The sequence below is a fragment of the Vibrio sp. 1401 genome, assembly GCF_033340295.1.
On sequence record NZ_JAWOWF010000012.1, the window covers coordinates 67870 to 89900 of the forward strand.

Genomic DNA, 22031 nt, shown 5'->3' on the forward strand with positions numbered 1-22031 from the left:
CTTCAGATTTTCGCTAAGTGGTCGTTATATAATGAAGGTAGTCGGCGTTATGTCGGCGCGTAATCATAAGATTTCCCTGAAAGGGAGTTGAATTGGGCCCTGAAACCAAAAGAGGCTATTTATGAGTAGTATGGGCATTGCCATTGCGGCAACTGGCCTTTCACTCGTCCTGATATTTGTGTGGATGATCTCGTTGTCGATGCGGAAACAGAGACTCGAGGCAGAGAGGAAAGCTCGCGAAGCCGCTTATCGAAAGGCGATGCATAAAGCGCGAGAGCAAGAGCGTAAAGAGCGAGAGTTCAAAGCAGAAACCGGGCATATCCCCACCATTTTATTTCTAGCGAAAGAAGCCGAAAAGGACAACATTCGCCAAGCGCTGTATTGGTATGATAAAGCCGCTAAACTGGACAATGTGACGGGGATGTACGGCATTGTTCGCTTAAGTGAACGCATGCGCGAAGATGTGATTTTAAAAGAGCAGGCAAACTTCTGGCGTACCGCAATTGCGGGAATGGAAGGGGATACCGAAGCGAAATTTTCGACGGGCAAGGCCTTGGTCTTTGGTCGAGGAACTGAAAAAAATATCCCAAAAGGTAACCAACTGATTGAAACTGCCGCCGAAGAAGGCTGCATTGATGCCATGATTTATATGGGGGAATGGCAGCTTTCACCAGACAATAGTGCGGGACGCAGTGCAGATGCGCTTTACTGGTTTATGAAAGCGGCGGAAAAAGACAGTGCAGATGGCAAGATCCAAGTCGGCTTATGTTACCTAAATGGCATTGGTACAGAAAAAAGCATGGTTAAAGGTTGCTACTGGCTGGAACGGGCCGCGGAAGGTGGCAGTGCTAAAGCGATGTATCATGCTGGCGAAGCGTGGAAGGATAAAGGTAAAACGGGTAATGCAATTGCTTACGTTTGGCTGTTTCTTGCTGCCAATATGGGCTACCAACCTGCGCGTATGTTACGTGATGAAGTGGCAACCAATATTGGTGTTGATGTTGTCGTTGGATTGCAGTCCATAGCGAAGCCGTTGCAAAGAAAGCTGGCCTCAGGAATGGTGAGAAAGCACTCTATTATTCGAGCCCTTAACAAAGTGTACAAACGCGAAGCGTATTTTCCTGCGGAAGAGGAGCTCAATGCGGTGTTGAATGATGAGAATAAAGACGCCTCCGAAGCTTGGGAGGAGGCATCAACACTAGATTTTCAGCCTAACATGACAACGGTAACAGCAGAAGACCAGGCAAGCACATCGCCCAACGAAAAAAAACTCTCTAAAGAGGCGCTCGATTTCACTCAAAACTTCCTTCAGCCATAACCTATCTTATCCAGAAGCCTCAAGATTGAGGCTTTTCTTTTGCTCTTTTGCCAGTATCTCTATCAGTCACGACAACAGAATGTAAACTTACTTAAGCAGTCATTTTACTGATGTGCATACTATTTATGCGATTTTTCAACATATTTTTAGTACTTAACTAAGATGGGATCTGTTTACCTTAAAAAAGAGGTTTTTCCCTCTTTATTTACTTCCGCTATTGGGCTTAGATCAAGCCTTTTCAATTGATAGTAATAATGATTGAAGAGCAATACTTGATGTCCCGATTTATAGGTGAATAGTACTCATTACTTTATCTAATAATGTAAATTAAAAAATGTATTATAAATCTTAAATTGTTCTTTTATATTTAGGTGTCGATTATTGATTTTATGATTAATTAGGCGCAAGATAACGTAAAAATAAAATAGCATAGTTAATATGCAGAATTACACTAGGAAGTAACTTTTTCATTACATGTTTCATAATAAATAGAGATGATTTTTTATCTCTGTTTTTATTTATATTAGAGATTTGTGTATGTTGAGAATCATTAGTGCAGATAAATTTATCTCTTCAAGGTTTATCTTAGAGTACAGTAAGGCTGAGTTCGCTTCTTTATTAGGTGTTTCCGTCGCTAAAATAAGTAATATTGAAAGTGGAAAATCTTCAATCCCCCCGGTGTATGATTACGCCATTAATTACTTGTTGAGTGAACATCCATTTAAAGATAGTGCTGTTGATGCTTTATGTTCTCATGAAACGTTAAACTTTGCTCGTCGTATTGACGTCAATACCAAAGTAAAACGCTTGTCCTGTAAGCGTTGCGATAGCCGTAGACTGCACGTTATGGCTGGCATGAGTGGCTTGTATTTTGTCGAGTGCATGGATTGTAAACACACTATGTACTCGTCAGGCATGTCTGTAAAACGTTATCAGCAATGGTCGAATGATGGAGTCAAACTAGATAGTCATTTATTTAATTGAATTGTGTTTCCTTTGCACCTTAAGTAAAAAGCCATCAATACATGTGTTGATGGCTTTTTTATTATATGTTTGAATTTAGTTAAAATTAAAATATTTATCATCCCTAATAATACATTCCTAATAATTATATAGTGATGTAAATCTCAAAAAATTATTTTATTGATATTTTATTTATAACAATAATGGTTGTGGTCACACAATTTTTAATTATTTTTCCTTTTAATTCTGGTTTAAATATCATTGGACTATCAATTGGAAAGTGATGAAGGTCGCGAAATTCTAATTCGAGAAAATAAGACTTTTAAATATGAAAATTTAATCACGAAATTTGTTTTTTTAATTTTAAATATCATTTTAGTTTGTAATATCTGTACCTGTCAATTTTAAAGAACAAAAAAGAGATATTCCAAATGAAACGTTTAATTATAGGTGTTAGTAATTACATGCCAGAAGACTTCAGTTTATTAGCTGAATCTTTAGATGAACAATTTAATCGTCATTTACAACCTTTAGAGCAAGTTGAATTAACCGACGTTGGTGCGGCTATTATTACTTCAGCAGACATTAAAGCAGGTCTGCATAAAATGATTTCCGAAACGGGTTACGGTATTCCAGTTTTCTTAGTAACGGATGAAAACCCAGTTTCGGCAGAAGATTACGTTTGGCTAACTGGCGTTATCGATTTAGAAAGACAATCTATTGAGTACTACTGTCGTCAAATCAACGAAGCAGTAACCAAGTACGAATGTCGTCTGCTTCCTCCTTTCTTCAAGCAATTAACGCACTATGTTGAGATGGGTAACTCAGCGTTTGACTGTCCGGGACACCAAGGTGGTCAGTTCTTCAAAAAACACCCAGCTGGTAAACAATTCTACGATTTCTTTGGCGAAAACCTGTTCCGTAGTGACTTGTGTAACGCGGACGTGGATTTAGGTGACTTGCTGATCCACGAAGGTTCTGCACACCAAGCGCAAGCGCACGCTGCAAAAGTATTTAACGCGGACAAAACTTACTTCGTACTCAACGGTACTTCTGCTTCAAACAAAGTGGTGTGTAACGCGCTAGTAACTGAAGGTGATTTGGTACTGTTCGACCGTAACAACCACAAATCGAACCACCACGGTGCGTTAATCCAAGCGGGTGGTATGCCAGTTTACTTAGAAACGGCGCGTAACCCTTGGGGCTTCATCGGTGGTATGGATGAGCACTGTTTCGATGAAGAATACATTCGTGCTCAAATCGCGAAAGTGGATCCAGAACGTGCACGCGATGAACGTCCTTTCCGTCTTGCTATTATCCAGCTTGGTACTTACGACGGTACTATCTACAACGCTCGTTACGTGATGGATAAGATCGGTCATCTTTGTGACTACATCCTGTTTGACTCTGCGTGGGTTGGTTATGAGCAGTTCATCCCTATGATGAAAGACTGTTCACCACTGCTGCTGGATTTGAAACCAGAAGACGCAGGTGTGATCGTGACTCAGTCTGTTCACAAACAACAAGCTGGCTTCTCTCAAACATCGCAAATCCACAAAAAAGACCGCCATATCAAAGGTCAAGCTCGTTACTGTAACCACAAACGCTTTAACAACGCGTTTATGATGCACGCATCGACTTCACCATTCTACGCACTGTTCTCTGCGCTTGATGTGAACGCGAAGATCCACGATGGCGAAGCAGGTCTGCGTTTATGGCGTGATGCGGTTAAGACTGGTATCGAAGCGCGTAAAGAAATCCTTAAGAGTTGTGAATTGATTCGTCCGTTCATTCCAGACGAAGTCGAAGGTCAACCTTGGGGCAGCTACGACACTGACGTGATCGCCACGAACAAGAAATTCTTCATGTTTGAGCCAAACGCAAGCTGGCACAAATTTGAAGGTTACGGTGAAGGTCAATACTTCGTTGACCCATGTAAATTGTTGCTAACTACTGCGGGTATTGCAGAAGACGGCAGCTACGCAGATTTCGGTATTCCTGCAACGCTATTGGCGAACTTCCTTCGTGAAAACGGCATCATCCCTGAGAAGTGTGACTTGAACTCTATCTTGTTCCTACTCACTCCTGCGGAAGATATGGGTAAGATCCGTCACCTTGTGGCTCAAATTAACCGATTCGAAAAATTCATCCGTGATGATGCGCCTCTAAGTATCGTACTTCCAAGCGTCTACGAAGCGAATAAAGAACGCTACCGTGGCTACACCATCCGTCAGCTATGTCAGGAAATGCATGACATGTACAAAGAGCTGAACGTGAAACAGCTACAAAAAGCGATGTTCCGCAGCGAGTACTTCCCACAAATGGTTCACAAACCAGACGTGGCAACACGCAAATACTTCCGTGGTGAATGCGATTACCTACCACTTAAAGAGGCCGTGGGTCGCGTAGCCGCTGAGGGTGCACTTCCTTACCCTCCAGGCATCATCTGTGTGATCACTGGTGAAATCTGGACCCCACACGTGGTGGATTACTTCCTATCTCTAGAAGAAGGCATCAACCGCTTCCCAGGCTTCGCGCCAGAAATTCAAGGTGTGTACCTTGAAGATGTTAACGGTCGCACTACCGCACATTGTTATGTCCTAAAAGATTAATCTACCCGTTCGCACCACGCTCCGGCGTCGGTGCGAACCGCTTATTCGTGGAGAATAATTTATGAGTACTGAAACTAAAAAAATGTCGGTGGTGCAGTTAACCATTCTGACATTCATCAACATGGCCGGCTCCGGCATCATCATGCTGCCAAGTAAACTGGCGCAAGTGGGCACCATTTCTGTGTTGTCTTGGCTGATCACGGCGGCGGGCTCTTTGGCGTTGGCCTATGTGTTTGCAAAATGTGGTCGCTTTAGTAAACGTGACGGTGGTATGAACGGTTACGCGTCTTATGCATTCGGTAAATCGGGTGCATTTATGGCGGGCTGGACTTACGGTTTGTCGCTCCTTATTGCGAACATTGCGATCGCGATTACTTGTGTGGGTTACGGCTCCGCATTCTTTGAAGTGACCCTATCTCCGGTCGAAACCTGTTTGTACACCATCGCCATTCTTTGGATTTGTACTTTCGCTAACTTCGGTGGTGCGAAAATCACAGGTCAAATTGGTACATTCACCGTGTGGGGCGTAATCCTACCAGTGTGTTCATTGGGTATTGTTGGTTGGTTCTGGTTTAACCCAACCATGTACATTGAAGCTTGGAACCCACACAGCTTGCCATTTGGTGAGGCAGTGAGTGCTTCTATTGCGATGACGCTATGGGCATTCCTTGGTCTTGAATCAGCTTGTGCGAACTCTGAAGCGGTAGAAAACCCAGAGAAGAACGTACCAATCGCAGTGCTAGGCGGTACGCTAATCGCGGCTGTGGTTTACATTGTATCGACAAACATCTGTTCTGGTATCGTTGCAAACTCTGAGCTTGCTGCATCTACAGCACCATTCTCAACCGTATGGACAGTGATGTTAGGTTCAGCCGCTGGTAAAGTGGTTGCGGGTATGGCGGTATTGGCTTGTGCAGGCTCTCTATTGGGTTGGCAATTCACTATCGCGTCAGTGTTCAAATCGTCTTCTGACGCGGGCTTCTTCCCTAAATTGTTCTCTCAAGTGGACAAACGCGGCACACCGATCAAAGGTATGATCGCGATTACTATCATCCAATCAGTATTGTCTCTAATGACGATTTCTCCAACGCTGAACGAGCAGTTCGAAGCACTGGTTAACCTAGCGGTAGTAACAAACGTTATTCCTTACATCTTATGTATGGGCGCAATCTTTATTATGCAGCAAGTGGCGCACGTGCCAGAGCGTGAGATGAAAACCACCAACGTTATCGCTCTGATTGGCTCTCTGTACAGCTTCTATGCGCTTTATGGCTCCGGCTACGAAGCGATGATGTGGGGCTCTATCGTAACCTTCCTAGGCTGGAGTGCTTACGGTCTGATTGCTGCGAAGCATGAGCCTTTAGCAAATTGAAAATAATACTGAAAGAGCCTTCCCAAACGCGGTGTGGAAGGCTCTTTGCTTTTAGGCATTTACGCCAAATCCAAGTCAGCTTAATGTATTTGAGGCTAGACATCCAATGACGTGAAAACTCATTTTCGACATTTGGAGGACGAAAGATGATAAGTCAACCTGTTAAAATCGGTGACGACACCGCCGTAGTCATTCCAAGCGTAATCCTGGCTCAGCTCGGGATAAGGGAAGGAGATACCCTAGAAATCGCACTGAATAAAGACAAAATGGAAATTAAGAAGATGGTGTTGAAAACCAGCGCGCCAACTTACTCTGAAGATATTGAGGAGAATTGAGTTAGAGAATCTTGGTTTGTCGGATACACTACTGGTTTCGCAAAACTGGCGCTTGCCGCTGTCTTTGAACTATCGATAACTACAATAAGAGGTAAGGTACTATGCAAGGTATCCTCTCTATACAATCTCATGTTTCTTTTGGTCATGCTGGTAACAGCAGTGCCGTTTTCCCAATGCAACGCATGGGTTTCGAAGTATGGCCGATTCATACCGTTCAATTTTCTAACCACACGCAGTATCAAGAAGGCTGGACTGGGCGAGCGTTTGCGGCTGAAGACATCAGCGAGTTAGTTCGTGGACTTGGTAACATCGGCGCGCTGGAAAAGTGCCAAGCGGTATTGACGGGCTACCAAGGTAGCGCAGAGCAGTGCCTTGCTGTTGAAGATACCGTGACGAAAGTGAAACAAGCAAACCCGAACGCACTTTACGTTTGCGACCCTGTGATGGGCGCGCCAGACAAAGGCTGCATTGTGGCTCCGGGCATTGCTGAAAATCTTCTAACGCGTTTGATGCCAATGGCGGACGTGATCGTTCCGAACCAATTCGAGCTAAGTCAATTTTCTGAGATGGAAATCCACTCACTAGACGATGCGATCACCGCATGCCAACGTGCGCTAGAAAAAGGTCCAAAAGTGGTGCTAGTTAAGCACCTTTACTGCCTAGAAAATGGCAGCTTCAACATGCTATTGGCTACGCAAGAAGGCATTTACCTTGCGAAGCGTCCTCAATTTGAGTTTGCTAAACAACCTGTTGGCGTGGGCGATCTTATTTCAGCTATCTTTACCGCGGGACTCTTAAAAGGCTGGTCTCCCAAGCAAGCTTTCCAACATTGTCATGACGCATGCTACGGGGTGTTAAGTGCAACGTACCATGCAGGCGAATGGGAGCTGCAAACTATTGCTGCGCAGCAAGAGTTTGTTGAGCCAAGTAAGCATTTCTCAATTGAAGAGGTGGCTTTGGTCACCGCGTAATTGAGCGCAATTAAACAAAAAAGGGGAGCCATCATCGGCTCCCCTTTCTCTTTGTTCTGTCAGTCTTACTGAGCTTTTTGCTGCTCTGATTTACAAACTGCTGCCGTAAAGACAACGTCTGTTGAGCTGTTTAGTGCTGTTTCAGCCGAGTCTTGAATCACACCAATGATGAAGCCAACCGCTACAACCTGCATGGCTACGTCGTTTGAGATACCAAACAGGCCACACGCTAGAGGGATAAGTAGTAGAGAGCCACCTGCAACACCTGATGCGCCGCATGCAGAAACCGCAGCTACAATACTTAGAAGTAGCGCAGTCAGTAGATCAACTTCGATACCCATAGTGTGCACAGCTGCAAGCGTTAGTGTTGTGATAGTGATTGCAGCACCAGCCATGTTGATGGTCGCACCTAGAGGGATAGATACTGAGTATGTATCCTCGTCCAGTTTTAGCTTCTCACATAGTGCCATGTTTACTGGAATATTCGCCGCACTTGAACGAGTGAAGAACGCAGTTACACCACTTTCACGTAGACAACGGAATACAAGTGGGTAAGGGTTTTGTTTGGTTTTAACGAACACGATCGCCGGGTTTACAACGAGTGCGATGATCATCATTGCGCCAAGAAGAACCGCCAGAAGGTGTGCGTAGCTTGCTAGTGCGCTAAAGCCCGTTGTCGCAAACGTTGAAGCAACCAAGCCAAAGATACCAAATGGTGCAAGACGAATGATAAAGCGCACAATGTGAGACACGCTGTGGCTTAGATCTTCAAATACGGCCTTCGTTGTTGCCGATGCGTGGTGTAGTGCAAGACCCAGACCCACACCCCAAGCAAGAATGCCGATGTAGTTTGCTTCTACTAGTGCATTTACTGGGTTGTCGACCAGTTTAAACAACAATGTGCGTAGAATTTCAGCAATACCTTGAGGAGGCGTTGCACCTTCAGCGCCGGTGACAAGCGTTAAATTGGTCGGGAAAAGGAAGCTTAGAACCACTGCTGATAGCGCCGCGAAGAATGTACCCATCAGGTACAGTACAACGATTGGGCGCATGTAAGTGTGTTGGTTTTTCTTTTGGTTTGCAATTGAAGCGGCAACCAAAATAAACACAAGAATTGGCGCGATCGCTTTAAGCGCACCGACAAAAAGGCTACCAATTAATCCCGCGCTTTCGGCATGGCTTGGAGAAATTGTCGCGAGCAAAATACCAAAGACGATACCGACAAGGATCTGGACGACGAGGTTACCACGAGCATATCGGGCAACGAGGCTGTTGTGTTGCATACATCATTCCTGCAATTTTATGCCAGAGTGGCAGGGCAATAGTCCATCATTACACGGCGATAATGCCCTTGTATTGCAAGGGGTGAGCATTGCTTCTGGTCACTAAGACACATGATTATCAATTATCCTGTTTTTATAAATTCAGCCATTTTCTTGCTGAATATCACATATCTTAGCTTGGTAATATTTTGTGTCTAGTTTTAGTTTGTTTTTGGATTAAATGTTTGCTCAATGTTATTTAAATAAGATTTTTATGTTGAAAATTATCATTAGTTATGAGTAATGGTTTTTAATAAAGTTGTTAAAAAGGAGACTTTCGTCTCCTTTGATTTTATTGACAACTCAAACGCAACAAATTAATAACTTTGTTGGCGCCTGCGCTTATCACTCATGGCATTTCGAGTGAGTTTCCCGAACTGTCGACTTTGAGCTCGTTGCTCTGCCAAAGTCGCGCCGTTAAAGGCTTGTTCTCGCAATAGTTTTTGATAGTTATTGAAACGACGAACCTCCAGTTTGCCATTTGCAATCGCAGTTTGAACTGCGCAGCCTGGCTCAGTTTGGTGCTTACAATTGCCAAAGCGACAACGCTGAGCGAGAGCCTCAATGTCAGAAAATGCCTCACTGACCCCCGATTCACAATCTGCTAGTTGAAGCTCGCGCATTCCCGGAGTATCAATCAAGATGCCGCCATCAGGTAATAGATGGATAGAGCGCGATGTAGTTGTATGTCGCCCTTTGCTATCGTCTTCACGAATATGCCCAGTTGCCTGTTCTTGTTGCCCGAGTAATGCATTAACAAGAGTTGATTTGCCAACGCCTGAAGAACCGATAAAAGCGAGGGTTTGTCCTTCTTTGCACCAGGCCATGAGTTTAGAAGCACTCTCTATTTCTAAGCCGTTGACTGTCTCTATAGCTAATAGAGGGTCGAGCTTCTGTACTTGGCTTTTTAGTTCATCAGTATTGTCACACAAATCGGCTTTGGAAAGCACGATGACGGGTTCGACTTCGGCTTCATGAGCCAAGGCAAGATAACGTTCAATACGACTTAAATTGAAGTCGTCGTTAAGGGAACAGACGATAAACACTGTATCCACATTGGCTGCGATGAGTTGCTCTGCCACTTTGCTGCCAGCGGCTTTGCGGCTAAAGAGGCTCAAGCGATCCAGTAAGCGAACAAATTGCTGATCTTCATTTAAGATTACCCAGTCTCCGACGGTCATGTTGGGTAAAGAATGGTGGGCATTAAGATGAACTTGCCCAGTTTCTGTTGCCAATAAATAACCACTTCGGTGATGCGCAATTACACGAGCAAAGATAGTGTTGTCGTAATCGTCTAATGTCAGTTGTTGCTGAAAAAATGGTTTCCAACCCAATTGTTTTAGAGGGTTTGAAGTTGAAACTAATGTGTCACAAAAAGTATGTGTTTGATTCATTATTGAATTATCCCAGACGCAACAAAGCGCCTTAATACAAATCGCATTAGGGTCTAATTCGGATAGAGTTGACCCCGGTGAAGACCGGGCAGAGAAGGGGAGTTGTGGTTATGCCACAGAGTTGGTGCTGTTAGGGTTACCCTTGCGATGCCCAGTTAGTGTTATTCAATACAATCATCTTGTGTCCTCTTCGTTGGTTAATAAATAAGTGAGTTAATTAAGCCAAAAGAGTATAGCCGCCCTTTTTTAAAGAGGGTAGCTATACTGCAAAAATATTAACTTTGTTTTGTGATGCGCTCTTCCATAATCTGCGAATACGTGTTGGCTTTTAAGCCGTATATGATTTGGACATGACGATCATCCAATATCACGACGCCATGCGCGCCATGATTTTTGAGTGCGTTCTTATCGATGACGGACGTCGCTCTGAGGGTAAGACGCAGCCGAGTCGCACATGCACCAGTTTCTAGCAGGTTCTCTACGCCCCCAATGGCGTCAATGATCGTATCGACGTCTTGTTCGACATTGGGGTTGGTATGAGTTAGGAAATTGAAAAATTGCTTCAGCACTGACTTAACCGTCATTTGAAGAGCCTTCGGTCGTTAGTTTTGAAATGGCTTCAACAATCGGTGCCGGCGAGAGCGTATGCGGTACTTTAGTGATTAACGTGCCATCCGGCTTCAAGAAGTAAAAGTAAGAGCTATGATCCAGCGTGTATTTTAGTTCCGAGCCTTCCAATTCTGTCTTGCGGAAAATGACACCATAGTTGTGTGCCAAAGGTGTCGTTACATCAAGTGGTGCCGATAGGCCTTCAATCATTGGATGGAAGTAATGGGCATATTTTGCTGATGCATCGGCCTCATCACGCTCTGGGTCTAAAGAAATGAACATCGGGCGTAGTTGTGTTTTTTGCGCGTCGTCAATTTGATTCAGTGCTCCTGCCAGCATTGCAAGAGAAGTTGGGCAAACGTCTGGGCAGCGAGTAAAGCCAAAATAGACGACTCGGATGCGAGGGTCATTCACATCGAAGATATTGACGGCTTGGTTATTTTCCCCAAACAATACCGTTTGTTGAGAGGTGGAACTGTCCACTTGCTCTGGCTTCGTTTTCTGGTTATCTAAATAGCTCTTTACGCCAAACCCGAGTGCGAAAGCAGCTACGAGAAATAGGGACCAATTGCGGCTCATAACGATTCCTTATCTTTGCATTTTTATAGCAGGGTAAACGGTATTCTCTCCATCACTGAGTTCACCAACCCAAGTCATTGCATCCTCCGTGCAAACCGGGAGAATGATGTCACCTTGATATTGGCCAGGAGCGATTTGCTTAAGCAAAAACTTGGGCTCACCCATCTCCATTTCTCTTCCTGAAAGACTTAGGATGAGTTGCTTAGCATCGCTTGTATGCCACTCAACATTTAGAGTGGTAGGAACCAAGGGTTGAGCAGTTTCTGAGTTTAGCGTCATCGTAACATTTTCTTGGACGCAAGAGGTTGTAGAGAGAAAGCAGTATTCATCTATTGACTTGCTTTGAGTGGAAGAAGAAAAGCTTTTTATTAGAGTCGGGGCATAAAATCCCGCAACTAATGCGGCTGAAACAGCGGCGATTTGTAACAGTTTCATTAAGGTTCAGCATTTATCACTTAACATTACGAGCATCGTAGCACAGATGCGCCGCTCGCCAACTCGTGACCTCGGTAAATTGTGCGTTATACCTCGGTGACCAGCTTCCTAGTAACGCGACGGACTTTATTGCATCAAATACAGCAGAGTTTTCAATTGAGATGTTTTGCCCTTAGCCAATAAATAAAAACGGAGCCAATTGGCTCCGTTTTTATTTGGTTCAGTATGTATTTGATACCAAAGTTATTTATCTGAGTCTGCGAATTTCTCTAGACCTAAAACCAGAGCAATGGCTGCAAGCATCATCACGACAGCAAGTACTAACTGAGAAGGTTGTGATGTCACGTGTTCAAATTCAAATGGTGATAGGTTGTGCTGTAGCAATGGCACTTGTTCGCCCTTCGAATTGGTGCGCCAAGTGATGGTTTCTTTCCATGGCCAAATCTTTGGCAACGTACCAATCATTAATCCAGTCAAAAACATCAGGGTGAAATCACGGAACTTGCGTAGTAACCACGACAATAAGTGAGAGAAGGACAGTAAACCGATCACGCAGCCAGACAAAAATAGCGCTAATGTATCGACTTGAAAACCTTTCACTGCGGCTAATACAGGAGCATACATGCCAATCAGCAGCAAAATAAAACTGCCAGAGATACCCGGCAAGATCATCGCACAAATCGCGATAGCTCCAGCGAATAAGGTGTTAATGGCCGTTGGTTCCATGTGTAAAGGTTTGAGCACAGTAATACTATAAGCAAACCCGACACCAACGAGCAGAATGACAAAGCGGACAAGATCGCGTTGCTCAACCTGACGAATAATGTGATACACAGAGACCAAAATCAGACCAAAGAAAAATGACCAAAGTGGGATCGGGTGTGTGTCAAGAAGCCAAGTAATCAACTTTGCTAGCGTTGCAATACTGGTGAAAATGCCGGCAAACAGAGCGATAAGGAAGAATCCGTTGATGTGATTAAACGCGGCTTTAACCCCTTCTTTTCGCCAGATAGAGAAAAGTGAGGGGTTAATGCGTCGAATGCTTTCAAGCAGCGTATCGTAAATACCAGTGATAAACGCGATGGTGCCGCCAGATACACCAGGTACCACATCTGCTGCACCCATGGCGATTCCTTTGAAGAAAGTAATTAAGTAGTTCATTGCTCTAATGCTAAGTCGTTTCGATGGCAGAGAGTATACAAACATTGCGATGAAAAAAGTATGAAATAGTGCTGTAACTACTTGGTTTTATATCCAATCTATTGCCTATCTTTATTACCCGCCAAAAGACAATGCCGCCGTAACGAGCTTTTAATGCTTGGTTTACATTTTTGAGATGATTAACTCTACTATCAATTATCAATCTTGGTTGCATTATGCAATTGCAATTCGCATTATCAAATTGCATTTTGATAATTTTCGCGTGAATAAATCCAGCTTATATGAGATCTTGTGCCCAAAAATAAGTCTTTGCATTTTGGCATGATTAATGCATAATACTGCTCGACCCTTCTTAAGCCGAGGGTCACCTAGCCAACTGACGTTGTTAGTGAATACAATTTGTTCACACTAAATATAAGCCAATCGCGATTATTGCGGTTGGCTATTTTTTTATATGAACAACGTTACTTACGTGCTTTGCAAATTGCACTTCTCTTCCTGTCAGTCATAAAAAAGGGCTGACGTGTTACGCCAACCCTTGTGTTTTACTTTACGTTTTAACCCGTTTATCTAGCAGTTCAGTATCCCATTAACTGTAGCAAATTTTCAGCTGTCACAATGGCTTCTTTACGATTAGCAATATTAAGCTTTTGGTACAGGTTGCGAATGTGGGTTTTAATTGTCGTACCTGCCACATCCAGCTCTTGTGCGATTTGCTCGTTACTAAAGCCTGAATAAATCAGTCCCAGAACCTGCCATTCGCGTTGTGTTAATGGGCTGGTACGTACTAGCTCTGGCACATTAGGATGATTCACCAACTTTTCAATAAAGTCTTCATCAAAGTGAATCGACCGGCTACGTTGATTCGATGAAATGTCCTTCATTAACTGTTGAGCACGGTGACGCTCAAGATCGCCCAGTTCATGGCGGAGGCTCAACTTCTCCAGCAGACCGCCAATGGTTGCACCATCAATCAGGAAGTTTCCGACCATGCCAGTTTGGTTCGTCATTACTAATGCTTCTTTTAACAGAGCCTTGGCTTGCTCCTCATCTTTTTGGCGAGCAGAAAGGACCGCTTCAACCACTAAGTTGCGATTAGTATCTGTGATTAGGTTAGTGCGACGAGCTTCACCTTGGAGAAAATCTAACGCAGCACGAGCGTCGGTATATTGGCCTAAGTTAATGTGGGCGCGAGCAATGTTACGCCATTGCAATTGAGAAAAGTGGTTGCATGCCGATTCAGGATGAACCGCAGTGTTGAGCCATTCTTGCATTGCATCGGTATTCCCGCGCGCTTGCCAAAATAGAATCAACGATAGTGAAGCGTTTGCAGTCCAATCTACGTGATAAGTCGACTGTTTCATCAAGTGCTGTATATGCTCAATGAATTTACCGGCTTTGTCTAATTCACCGCGTCCAATCGCAATACGCGCCAACATCGAATAGCTATGTAAGTGCTTGCTTGGTGAATGGTTTTCGAGAATTTGCAGACCTTTGTACGCGCATTCTTCCGCTTCATCAAGTCGGTTCCAGCACCAAAGTACTTGCGCGCGAATACGCAGCAAAAATTCATGAAGAGGAACATGCTGAAGCTGCTGATCTTCAATCAGACGGAATGCGGAATCTTGTAGTTCAAAGGCCGCTTGCACGTAACCTTGTGCAATTAAAATCTCGCTTTGCTGCAATATTGCCCATAACGCTTGGTGGTATACCTGATACTGACGAGCTAGCTTTTCAGTTTGTTGCATCATTGGCAAAGCACGGTCTAGTTTACCTAGCACGTGGTTAACTTCACCAACAACCGAAGTCGCCACAATTCGGCTACGGTAAATTGTGTTATCAAGTTGGCTAAGCGCTAACTCCGCTAATTCGAGAGCTTTTTCTGGCTGGTTACTGTTGATAGCCACTTGAGCAAGCAACGCGTTTGCTTGACCTTGATAATGAATATCTAACGCAATGTTACGCTTTTTGTGTTCCTCTTCCGCTTCTTCAAGCAGGTGGCCCACTTGGTTATAACGATGCTGACTTTGAGCCAACCATGCTCGGAGCATCGTAAGTTTTGGGTGGCTGAACAACAGATCATCGTCCAACTTGTTAATTGAGCTTTCCAGTGTGCTGAGTTCGCCTTGGTTAAACATCTTCCAGCCGAATTCGTTTAGGATCTCTACCACTAAGTCCTTATCATTCGATTTTTGTGCATGATGAATCGCTTGGTGTGGTGCTTTTTGTTGTAACCAAGCGATAGCAGCATTGCGGTGGAGATCTTTTTCTTGCTGAGGAATACGAGCTTGGCGCTCATGAGATAAAAACTCGCCAAATAAGTTATGGAACCGGAACCAGTTCTGTTCCCCTTCGAGCGGGTAAATAAATAAGCCGTAACGGTTAAGCGATTCAATCATTCCCAGTGCGTCTTCGCGTTGGGTAAGGGCAAACACTAACTCATCATTGAAGTGGTCAAGCACGGATACTTGCATTAAAAAGTGACGAGTTTCGTGATCGAGTAAGTCAAACACTTCTTCGACCAAGTAATCCCACAAGTGCGCGTGATTGAACTGCGATACCGACTCTACAGTTTGTGCCAATGTGCGGTTTTGATGTTGGGCTTGTAATGCGATCAACTGCATCGCCGATGGCCAACCTTCAACATAGGTTCTTAGGCTGTTCGCCATGTCTTCATCAATACCATCGGCGATACGCTGGTTAAAGAAGCGAGTGGTTTCTTCGGTATCAAACGCCAACATCTCGTTGCCGATTTCGATCATTAAATCACGAACACGTAAGTTTGCAGTGCCCAGAGGCGGCGCTGCACGACTGGTTACCACAACGGTGAGGTTGTCTGGCATGTGCTTTAAGAAGAAACGCATGGATTCATGGATTTCATCATTCGTGATTAAATGGTAGTCATCAAGCACCACGTAGCACTCTTGATGAAAGTCAGCCATTTCAGCGAATACTTCGCTAAATAGGGAGCGTAAAGACGAGATCTGACGTTTTTCCGCCAGTTTTTGTGCGTTAGCGCAACTGAAGTTGGTGGCTTTGTTTAATGCTTGAAGCAGATAGTTTACAAAGCGAAAGCCGTCGTTATCGCTGTCATCAATGCTGTACCAACCGACGTTTGGCTTATCGGATAGCCACTGCGCTGCCATTGTTGTTTTTCCGTAACCTGCTGGGGATCGGAATAAAACCAATTTGTAGTAAGGCGCTTGCTGTAGTAAGTCCAACACTCGTGGGCGCACGATGGCATTGTGCAGGCGTCCTGGTCGAGTAAGCTTAGATGGAATCCACATTAGTAGTTATGTCCTTATTTATGTATACCCAAATGACAGCAACGTGATCATTCTAGTAAAGCCCCCTTGAAAGCCGTCTTACTGAATGATGTCATCAGCATCAAAAACACTGTTTGAATACCGGATAATGTCGCTACTATTGGGGCTTGTGTCCGTCTGAAAAACCATTCCATACGGTCACTTAGATATAAAAGCTAGCGAAAACTAGAAATAACTCACATCGCCTAATTCTAGTTTGTATAAAAAGCGTACAATCCTGTGAGCTGAGAGGGATGTTACGACATCAGAAATGTTCGTTACTTTGATCCACTTCCTAATTCTCAAGGGTTGATGGATTTACCATCAACTACGCCCTTTATTTGTGATTGTCGTCACTTAAATGTCGTTTGTTTCGTTAGCGTTAAGATCGCGTTGCACATAGATTACGAAAAGTTCTTCTACGCTGACCGAGTTAATGTGACCGATATTACAATTTTCACATCATCAGATGAGTGGACTATAAAAAGCGTCATGAACGGGTTTTAACCTTTCTCACATTCCATTGTGATCAAAATCACTAAGAACTGGTGCAAAGTTCACTTTGTTGAGATTTGGATCACTAACCTAGCAATGGTACCCCCTCTACGCCCTCAGCCCTCCTCCTTCAAAGGATGAGAATTAGGAGGATGTTTATTCACAGAGGTAAATGCACGATGTATGGCAGATGAATTACCAAAAGACGTGAGAATTTCGTAATGAAACCTACTCAACAAAAACAATTTGACAAGAAGTCGTTCCAAGAAAGCGTAAAGAAACACTTATCTGTAACTTACGCTCATACGATTGAAAACGCAGACAGCCGCGCATGGTACCTAGCAATGGGGCATGCTCTGGCTGAATTTACTACTCTAGATTTGCTTGCGACAGAAGAAGATCCACGCATTAAAAGTGCGAAGAGCGTTAACTACCTTTCGCTAGAATTCCTTATCGGTCGTTTGACGGGTAACAACCTAATCAGCATGGGTCTGTATGAACAAGTAACAGAAGCAATGGCTGAACTGGGTTACAACCTAACTGATCTGCTAGAAGAAGAGCGCGACCCATCATTGGGTAACGGTGGCCTTGGTCGTCTGGCTGCGTGTTTCATGGATTCATGTGCGGCACAAGAATTCCCAACTGTCGGCTATGGTTTACATTACGAATACGGTCTATTTAAACAGTCATTCAAAGATGGTCGCCAGCAAGAAGCACCTGACGCTTGGCGCGGTGTAGAAGGCTACCCTTGGGAAATTGCGCGTCCAGAACTTGCGCAAGAGATCGGTTTCTACGGTCACGTTGAAGTGATTAACGAGAACGGTAAAGAAGTTCGCAAATGGGTACCAGGCATGACAGTAAGAGCAATGCCTTGGGATCTTCCAATTGTGGGTTACGAATCAGACACGGTTTACCCGCTACGTCTTTGGGAATGTCAGGCGATTGCACCATTCTCACTAGCAAGCTTTAACAATGGTGATTACTTCGAAGCTCAGCACGCACTGATCGACGCAGGTAACATCACTAAAGTGCTTTACCCGAACGACAACCACGAGAAAGGTAAAACACTGCGTCTGATGCAGCAGTACTTCCACTCAGCAGCGTCTGTACGTGACATCCTACGTCGCCACGAAGCAGCAGGCTACTCGCTAGCGGATCTACCTAAGCAAGAGACTATCCAGCTTAACGATACGCACCCAACGATTGCGATTCCTGAACTAATGCGCATCCTGATGGATGAAAAAGGTTTAACTTGGGAAGCGGCTTGGGAAATCAGCTCTAAGACATTTGCGTACACCAACCACACGCTACTTCCAGAAGCACTAGAGACATGGCCAGAGTCGCTAATCCAGCACCTGCTACCACGTCACATGGAGATCATTTACGAGATCAACCACCGCTTCCTACAAGACGTACGTGCAATGTGGCCGGGTGATGTCGCGAAACAACAGAAGCTTTCTATCATCGAAGAAGGTTTCCACCGCATGGTTCGCATGGCAAACCTATGTGTAATCGGCTCTTACGCAGTAAACGGTGTAGCAGCACTTCACTCTGAATTGGTTAAGAAAGACCTATTCCCAGAGTTCCACGAAATGTACCCGACACGTCTACACAACGTAACGAACGGTATTACGCCACGTCGCTGGTTGAAGTTCTGTAACCCAGGTCTGTCTCAGCTTATCACTGAGAAAGTCGGCCCAGAATGGCCAGCGAAACTAGAGCAACTTGAAGGTATTGCGAAGTACGCTACTGACGCGACATTCCAAAAAGAATTCATGGCAGTGAAGAAAGAGAACAAAGAACGCCTAGCAACTTGGGTGAAAGAGAACATGGGTATCGAGCTCGATACTAATGCAATCTTCGATGTTCAAATCAAGCGTCTGCACGAGTACAAACGTCAGCATCTAGACTTGCTACACGTACTGTCTCTGTACCACCGTATTCTTAATGAACCAGGTTTTGAGTGTACGCCACGCGTTGTGTTCTTCGCAGCAAAAGCAGCACCGGGTTACCACCTAGCGAAAGAAATCATCTTCGCAATCAACAAGATTGCAGACAAGGTGAACAACGATCCTCGCATCGGTAACAAGCTGAAAGTGGTATTCATCCCTGACTACCGCGTGAGCATGGCTGAAATCATTATCCCTGCGGCTGACGTTTCTCAACAAATCTCGCTAGCGGGTAAAGAAGCATCAGGTACAGGTAACATGAAGATGGCGCTAAACGGTGCGCTAACTATCGGTACAATGGATGGTGCAAACGTTGAGATTCGTGAGGAAGTAGGCGATGAGAACATCTATATCTTCGGTCTAGATGTTGAAGGTGTGAAAGCGCTGAAAGCTCAAGGTTATAACCCATTTGATTACTACAATGCGGATCACTTACTCAAAGCGTCCATGGACCTACTACTGGGTGAAGAATTCACTCCAGGTCAACCGGGCTTACTGCGTGCCACATACGACAGCCTACTAGACGGCGGTGACCCGTACTTATGTCTTGCGGACTTTGCATCTTACGTGAAAGCGCACGAAGACATGAGCGAACAATATAAAGATCAAGCTGGCTGGGCGAAGAAGGCCATTCTTAATACCGCCCTTGTTGGCAAGTTCACGTCAGACCGCTCAATCCGAGACTACGTGAACAATATCTGGAAACTTGAAGCGGTGAAACGCTAATAGAACCTAGTTAAGACCAAGGTAGCCAAGCGCTACCTTTGGTCATTTTCCAAAAGAAGTTATTGATAACAATAAAACCCTACATGGAAGGTGTTGGTATTACCTTCGGAGAAAGCGATGAAAGAACAAACAGCATTAAAGAAAGTCGCGGAAATGGCGAGATTGGCTGATAGCTATGTCAGTGCTTGGGGAGATGAGGCTAAAGTGTCTGAGGAGACGCTACGCCGCTTGCTCGCTTCGCTTGGCTACGATACTAGCAGTGATGAAAAGCTACTGGCTTCTGCTGAAAAGAAACATAAAAAAGACGTACTAGCCCCTGTTCTTGTTTTACGCGACGGCGAACCAGTCGAAGTGGAACTAAACCTAGGTACGAGTGCTCGTGAGAGTGAATTCAGCTGGCGTTTAGAAACAGAACAAGGAGAGGTACTTGAAGGCTATCTTCAGTCCCAAATTGTTCGTGATGAGCGTGCTGAGGGTGGCCCTCTAGTGTTTGCATTGCCAAAGAACTTGGCTTGGGGTTATCACAAACTGATCATCAGTCGTAAGCGTCGTAAAACACCTTACGAGATGTCATTGATCATTACGCCGAAAGCGTGTTTCAAACAAGACGATCTAAACCAACACAAAAAGCTATGGGGTCCTAGTATCCAGCTTTACACACTGCGTACTCAGCATAACTGGGGCATAGGTGATTTTGGCGACCTAAAACAACTGGTGAGTGATATTGCCTCTCGTGGCGGTGACTTCATTGGCTTGAACCCTATTCACTCGCTGTTCCCTGCGAATCCAGAAGGGGCAAGCCCATACAGCCCGTCTTCTCGTCGTTGGTTGAACATCATGTACATCGACGTAAGCTCTGTACCTGAATTCGCGCTAAGTGCAGAAGCACAACAGCGTGTTGGTAGCGCAGAGTTCCAACAACGTTTACAAAAAGCGCGAGACTCTCATTGGGTGAATTACACCGAAGTTTCGCAACTAAAAATGAGCGTTCTTCCGCTGCTATTCAGTGAGTTTAAAGCTCGCCATTTAGACAAGAACACCGATCGCGCTCGTGCCTTCTTGGACTTTGTTGAAAAAGGCGGCGACAGCTTGCTACATCAAGCTGCATTCGATGCACTTCATGCTGATTTACATGCAGAAGATGCAAACATGTGGGGTTGGCCTGTATTCCCTGAGAAATACCGCACATTCGACGCAGCTGGTACTCAGAAGTACATTAAGGACAACCAAGATCGTGTTCACTTGTACATGTACCTGCAATGGATCGCAGACGATCAAATCAAAGAAGCGCAAGCGCTAGCCGAAGAAAAAGGCATGGCTGTGGGTTTATACCGTGACCTTGCGGTTGGTGTTGCTGATTCTGGTAGTGAAACATGGGCTGATGAAGGCGCGCTAGTATTGGATGCAAGCATCGGTGCACCACCAGATGTACTTGGTCCACTAGGCCAAAACTGGGGTCTGCCTCCGCTTAACCCTCAGGTTTTAGAAGCGACTGGCTACGACGCTTACATCAAATTGCTACGTGCTAACATGAAGCATTGTGGTGCATTGCGTATCGACCACGTACTTGGCCTGCTTCGCCTTTGGTGGATTCCAAAAGGCGAGAAAGCGACAGAAGGCGCATACCTGTACTACCCAGTTGAAGACATGCTAGCAATCCTAGCGTTGGAATCTCACCGTCATCAGTGTTCTGTAATCGGTGAAGACTTGGGTACTGTACCTGATGAAATCGTTGATATCCTTCGTGATGCGGGTGTGCATTCGTACAAAGTCTTCTTCTTCGAAACATCAAAAGACGACGGCGGTTTTATTTCTCCGAAGCACTACGCTGAGCAGTCTATGGCTGCGCTGTGTACGCACGATATGCCAACACTACGCGGTTTCTGGCACTGTGATGACTTGAAGATGGGGCGTGAGATTGGTCTGTACCCTGATGAGCAGCAGTTGGAAGGCCTATTCGCTGACCGCTTGAAGTGCAAACAAGGCATTCTAGACAGTGTTCGCTGGCATGGCTATCTGCCAGAAGGCATTGGTCATGATGCTCAGTACGTGCCAATGGATTCATACCTAAGCGAAGCGCTGCAACTGCACGTAGCCGCGGGTGACTCTGCACTGCTTAGCGTTCAGCTTGAAGACTGGCTAGAAATGGATCAACCTGTCAATATTCCTGGTACGGTGGATGAGTATCCAAACTGGCGTCGTAAATTGTCGATGAACCTAGATGAAATCTTCAGCCGTGAAGATGTGAATCGTATTTCTAAACGCCTTACTGAAGTTCGCGCACAGGCGAGTAAGTAAGATGCCTAGAGTGACGTAGATGGACGAGCTGATTACCAATTTTGTTAGCTCAGAGGTACGAAAGTTCCGTCTAGGTCACTCATTCCTAAAACACAATCCGTTAGGATGAAGTACCGTTATTATGCCCGCGACAATAGCGGGCATTTTTGTATTTTGACGCCGTTTACGCAACGAACGTGAGAAGCGG

Annotated in this window: 15 protein-coding genes; 8 read left to right on the top strand and 7 right to left on the bottom strand. The window is 44.9% G+C overall.

What is annotated here, in order from left to right:
- The first annotated feature begins 121 nt into the window (after window positions 1-121).
- From R7Z77_RS08765 to pdxY, 6 genes are all read left to right on the top strand, one after another.
- Window positions 122-1318 (top strand): tetratricopeptide repeat protein, encoded by a 1197-nt coding sequence (locus tag R7Z77_RS08765; protein ID WP_213967507.1) that lies wholly within the window; start codon window positions 122-124, stop codon window positions 1316-1318.
- Window positions 1319-1855: 537 nt separating this feature from the next.
- Entirely contained in the window at window positions 1856-2302 is a 447-nt protein-coding gene (locus R7Z77_RS08770) for a helix-turn-helix transcriptional regulator (protein WP_005374797.1), read from the top strand.
- Window positions 2303-2712: 410 nt separating this feature from the next.
- Complete coding sequence (gene speF, locus R7Z77_RS08775; RefSeq protein WP_011106546.1) at window positions 2713-4893, top strand: ornithine decarboxylase SpeF; 2181 nt, start codon at window positions 2713-2715, stop codon at window positions 4891-4893.
- 61 nt (window positions 4894-4954) lie between these two features.
- Window positions 4955-6265, top strand: coding sequence for a putrescine-ornithine antiporter (potE, locus tag R7Z77_RS08780; protein ID WP_005374814.1), 1311 nt, complete (start codon window positions 4955-4957; stop codon window positions 6263-6265).
- A gap of 146 nt (window positions 6266-6411) precedes the next feature.
- Window positions 6412-6600 carry an AbrB/MazE/SpoVT family DNA-binding domain-containing protein gene (locus R7Z77_RS08785; protein WP_017634469.1) on the top strand — a complete coding sequence of 63 codons (189 nt, stop codon included), beginning with the start codon at window positions 6412-6414 and terminating at the stop codon, window positions 6598-6600.
- A gap of 101 nt (window positions 6601-6701) precedes the next feature.
- On the top strand, window positions 6702-7571 hold the full coding sequence (pdxY, locus tag R7Z77_RS08790; RefSeq protein WP_054574874.1) for a pyridoxal kinase PdxY: 870 nt from the start codon (window positions 6702-6704) through the stop codon (window positions 7569-7571).
- Between the two features lie 65 nt (window positions 7572-7636).
- On the opposite strand, the gene sstT is transcribed toward pdxY, so the two are convergent.
- From sstT to malT, 7 genes are all read right to left on the bottom strand, one after another.
- On the bottom strand, window positions 7637-8854 hold the full coding sequence (gene sstT, locus R7Z77_RS08795) for a serine/threonine transporter SstT (RefSeq protein ID WP_005374821.1): 1218 nt from the start codon (window positions 8852-8854) through the stop codon (window positions 7637-7639).
- Window positions 8855-9210: 356 nt separating this feature from the next.
- On the bottom strand, window positions 9211-10287 hold the full coding sequence (rsgA, locus tag R7Z77_RS08800; protein ID WP_213967506.1) for a ribosome small subunit-dependent GTPase A: 1077 nt from the start codon (window positions 10285-10287) through the stop codon (window positions 9211-9213).
- Between the two features lie 275 nt (window positions 10288-10562).
- Window positions 10563-10871: a PTS transporter subunit EIIB gene (locus R7Z77_RS08805; protein WP_213967505.1), complete on the bottom strand. Its 309-nt coding sequence runs from the start codon at window positions 10869-10871 to the stop codon at window positions 10563-10565.
- Window positions 10861-11475, bottom strand: coding sequence for an SCO family protein (locus R7Z77_RS08810; RefSeq protein WP_213967504.1), 615 nt, complete (start codon window positions 11473-11475; stop codon window positions 10861-10863). Before R7Z77_RS08810 ends, R7Z77_RS08805 begins: the two co-directional genes overlap by 11 nt.
- 9 nt (window positions 11476-11484) lie before the next feature.
- Window positions 11485-11910, bottom strand: coding sequence for a hypothetical protein (locus tag R7Z77_RS08815; protein WP_025768641.1), 426 nt, complete (start codon window positions 11908-11910; stop codon window positions 11485-11487).
- A gap of 243 nt (window positions 11911-12153) precedes the next feature.
- Complete coding sequence (locus R7Z77_RS08820; protein WP_031778872.1) at window positions 12154-13071, bottom strand: DUF368 domain-containing protein; 918 nt, start codon at window positions 13069-13071, stop codon at window positions 12154-12156.
- 578 nt (window positions 13072-13649) lie between these two features.
- The gene (malT, locus tag R7Z77_RS08825) at window positions 13650-16358 is read right to left on the bottom strand and encodes an HTH-type transcriptional regulator MalT (protein ID WP_213967503.1); all 2709 of its coding nucleotides are present in this window, start codon (window positions 16356-16358) and stop codon (window positions 13650-13652) included.
- Between the two features lie 734 nt (window positions 16359-17092).
- Here malT and R7Z77_RS08830 point away from each other — a divergent pair.
- The gene (locus R7Z77_RS08830) at window positions 17093-19546 is read left to right on the top strand and encodes a glycogen/starch/alpha-glucan phosphorylase (RefSeq protein ID WP_053307964.1); all 2454 of its coding nucleotides are present in this window, start codon (window positions 17093-17095) and stop codon (window positions 19544-19546) included.
- A gap of 117 nt (window positions 19547-19663) precedes the next feature.
- On the top strand, window positions 19664-21844 hold the full coding sequence (gene malQ, locus R7Z77_RS08835; RefSeq protein ID WP_005374838.1) for a 4-alpha-glucanotransferase: 2181 nt from the start codon (window positions 19664-19666) through the stop codon (window positions 21842-21844).
- Window positions 21845-22031: the final 187 nt, after the last annotated feature.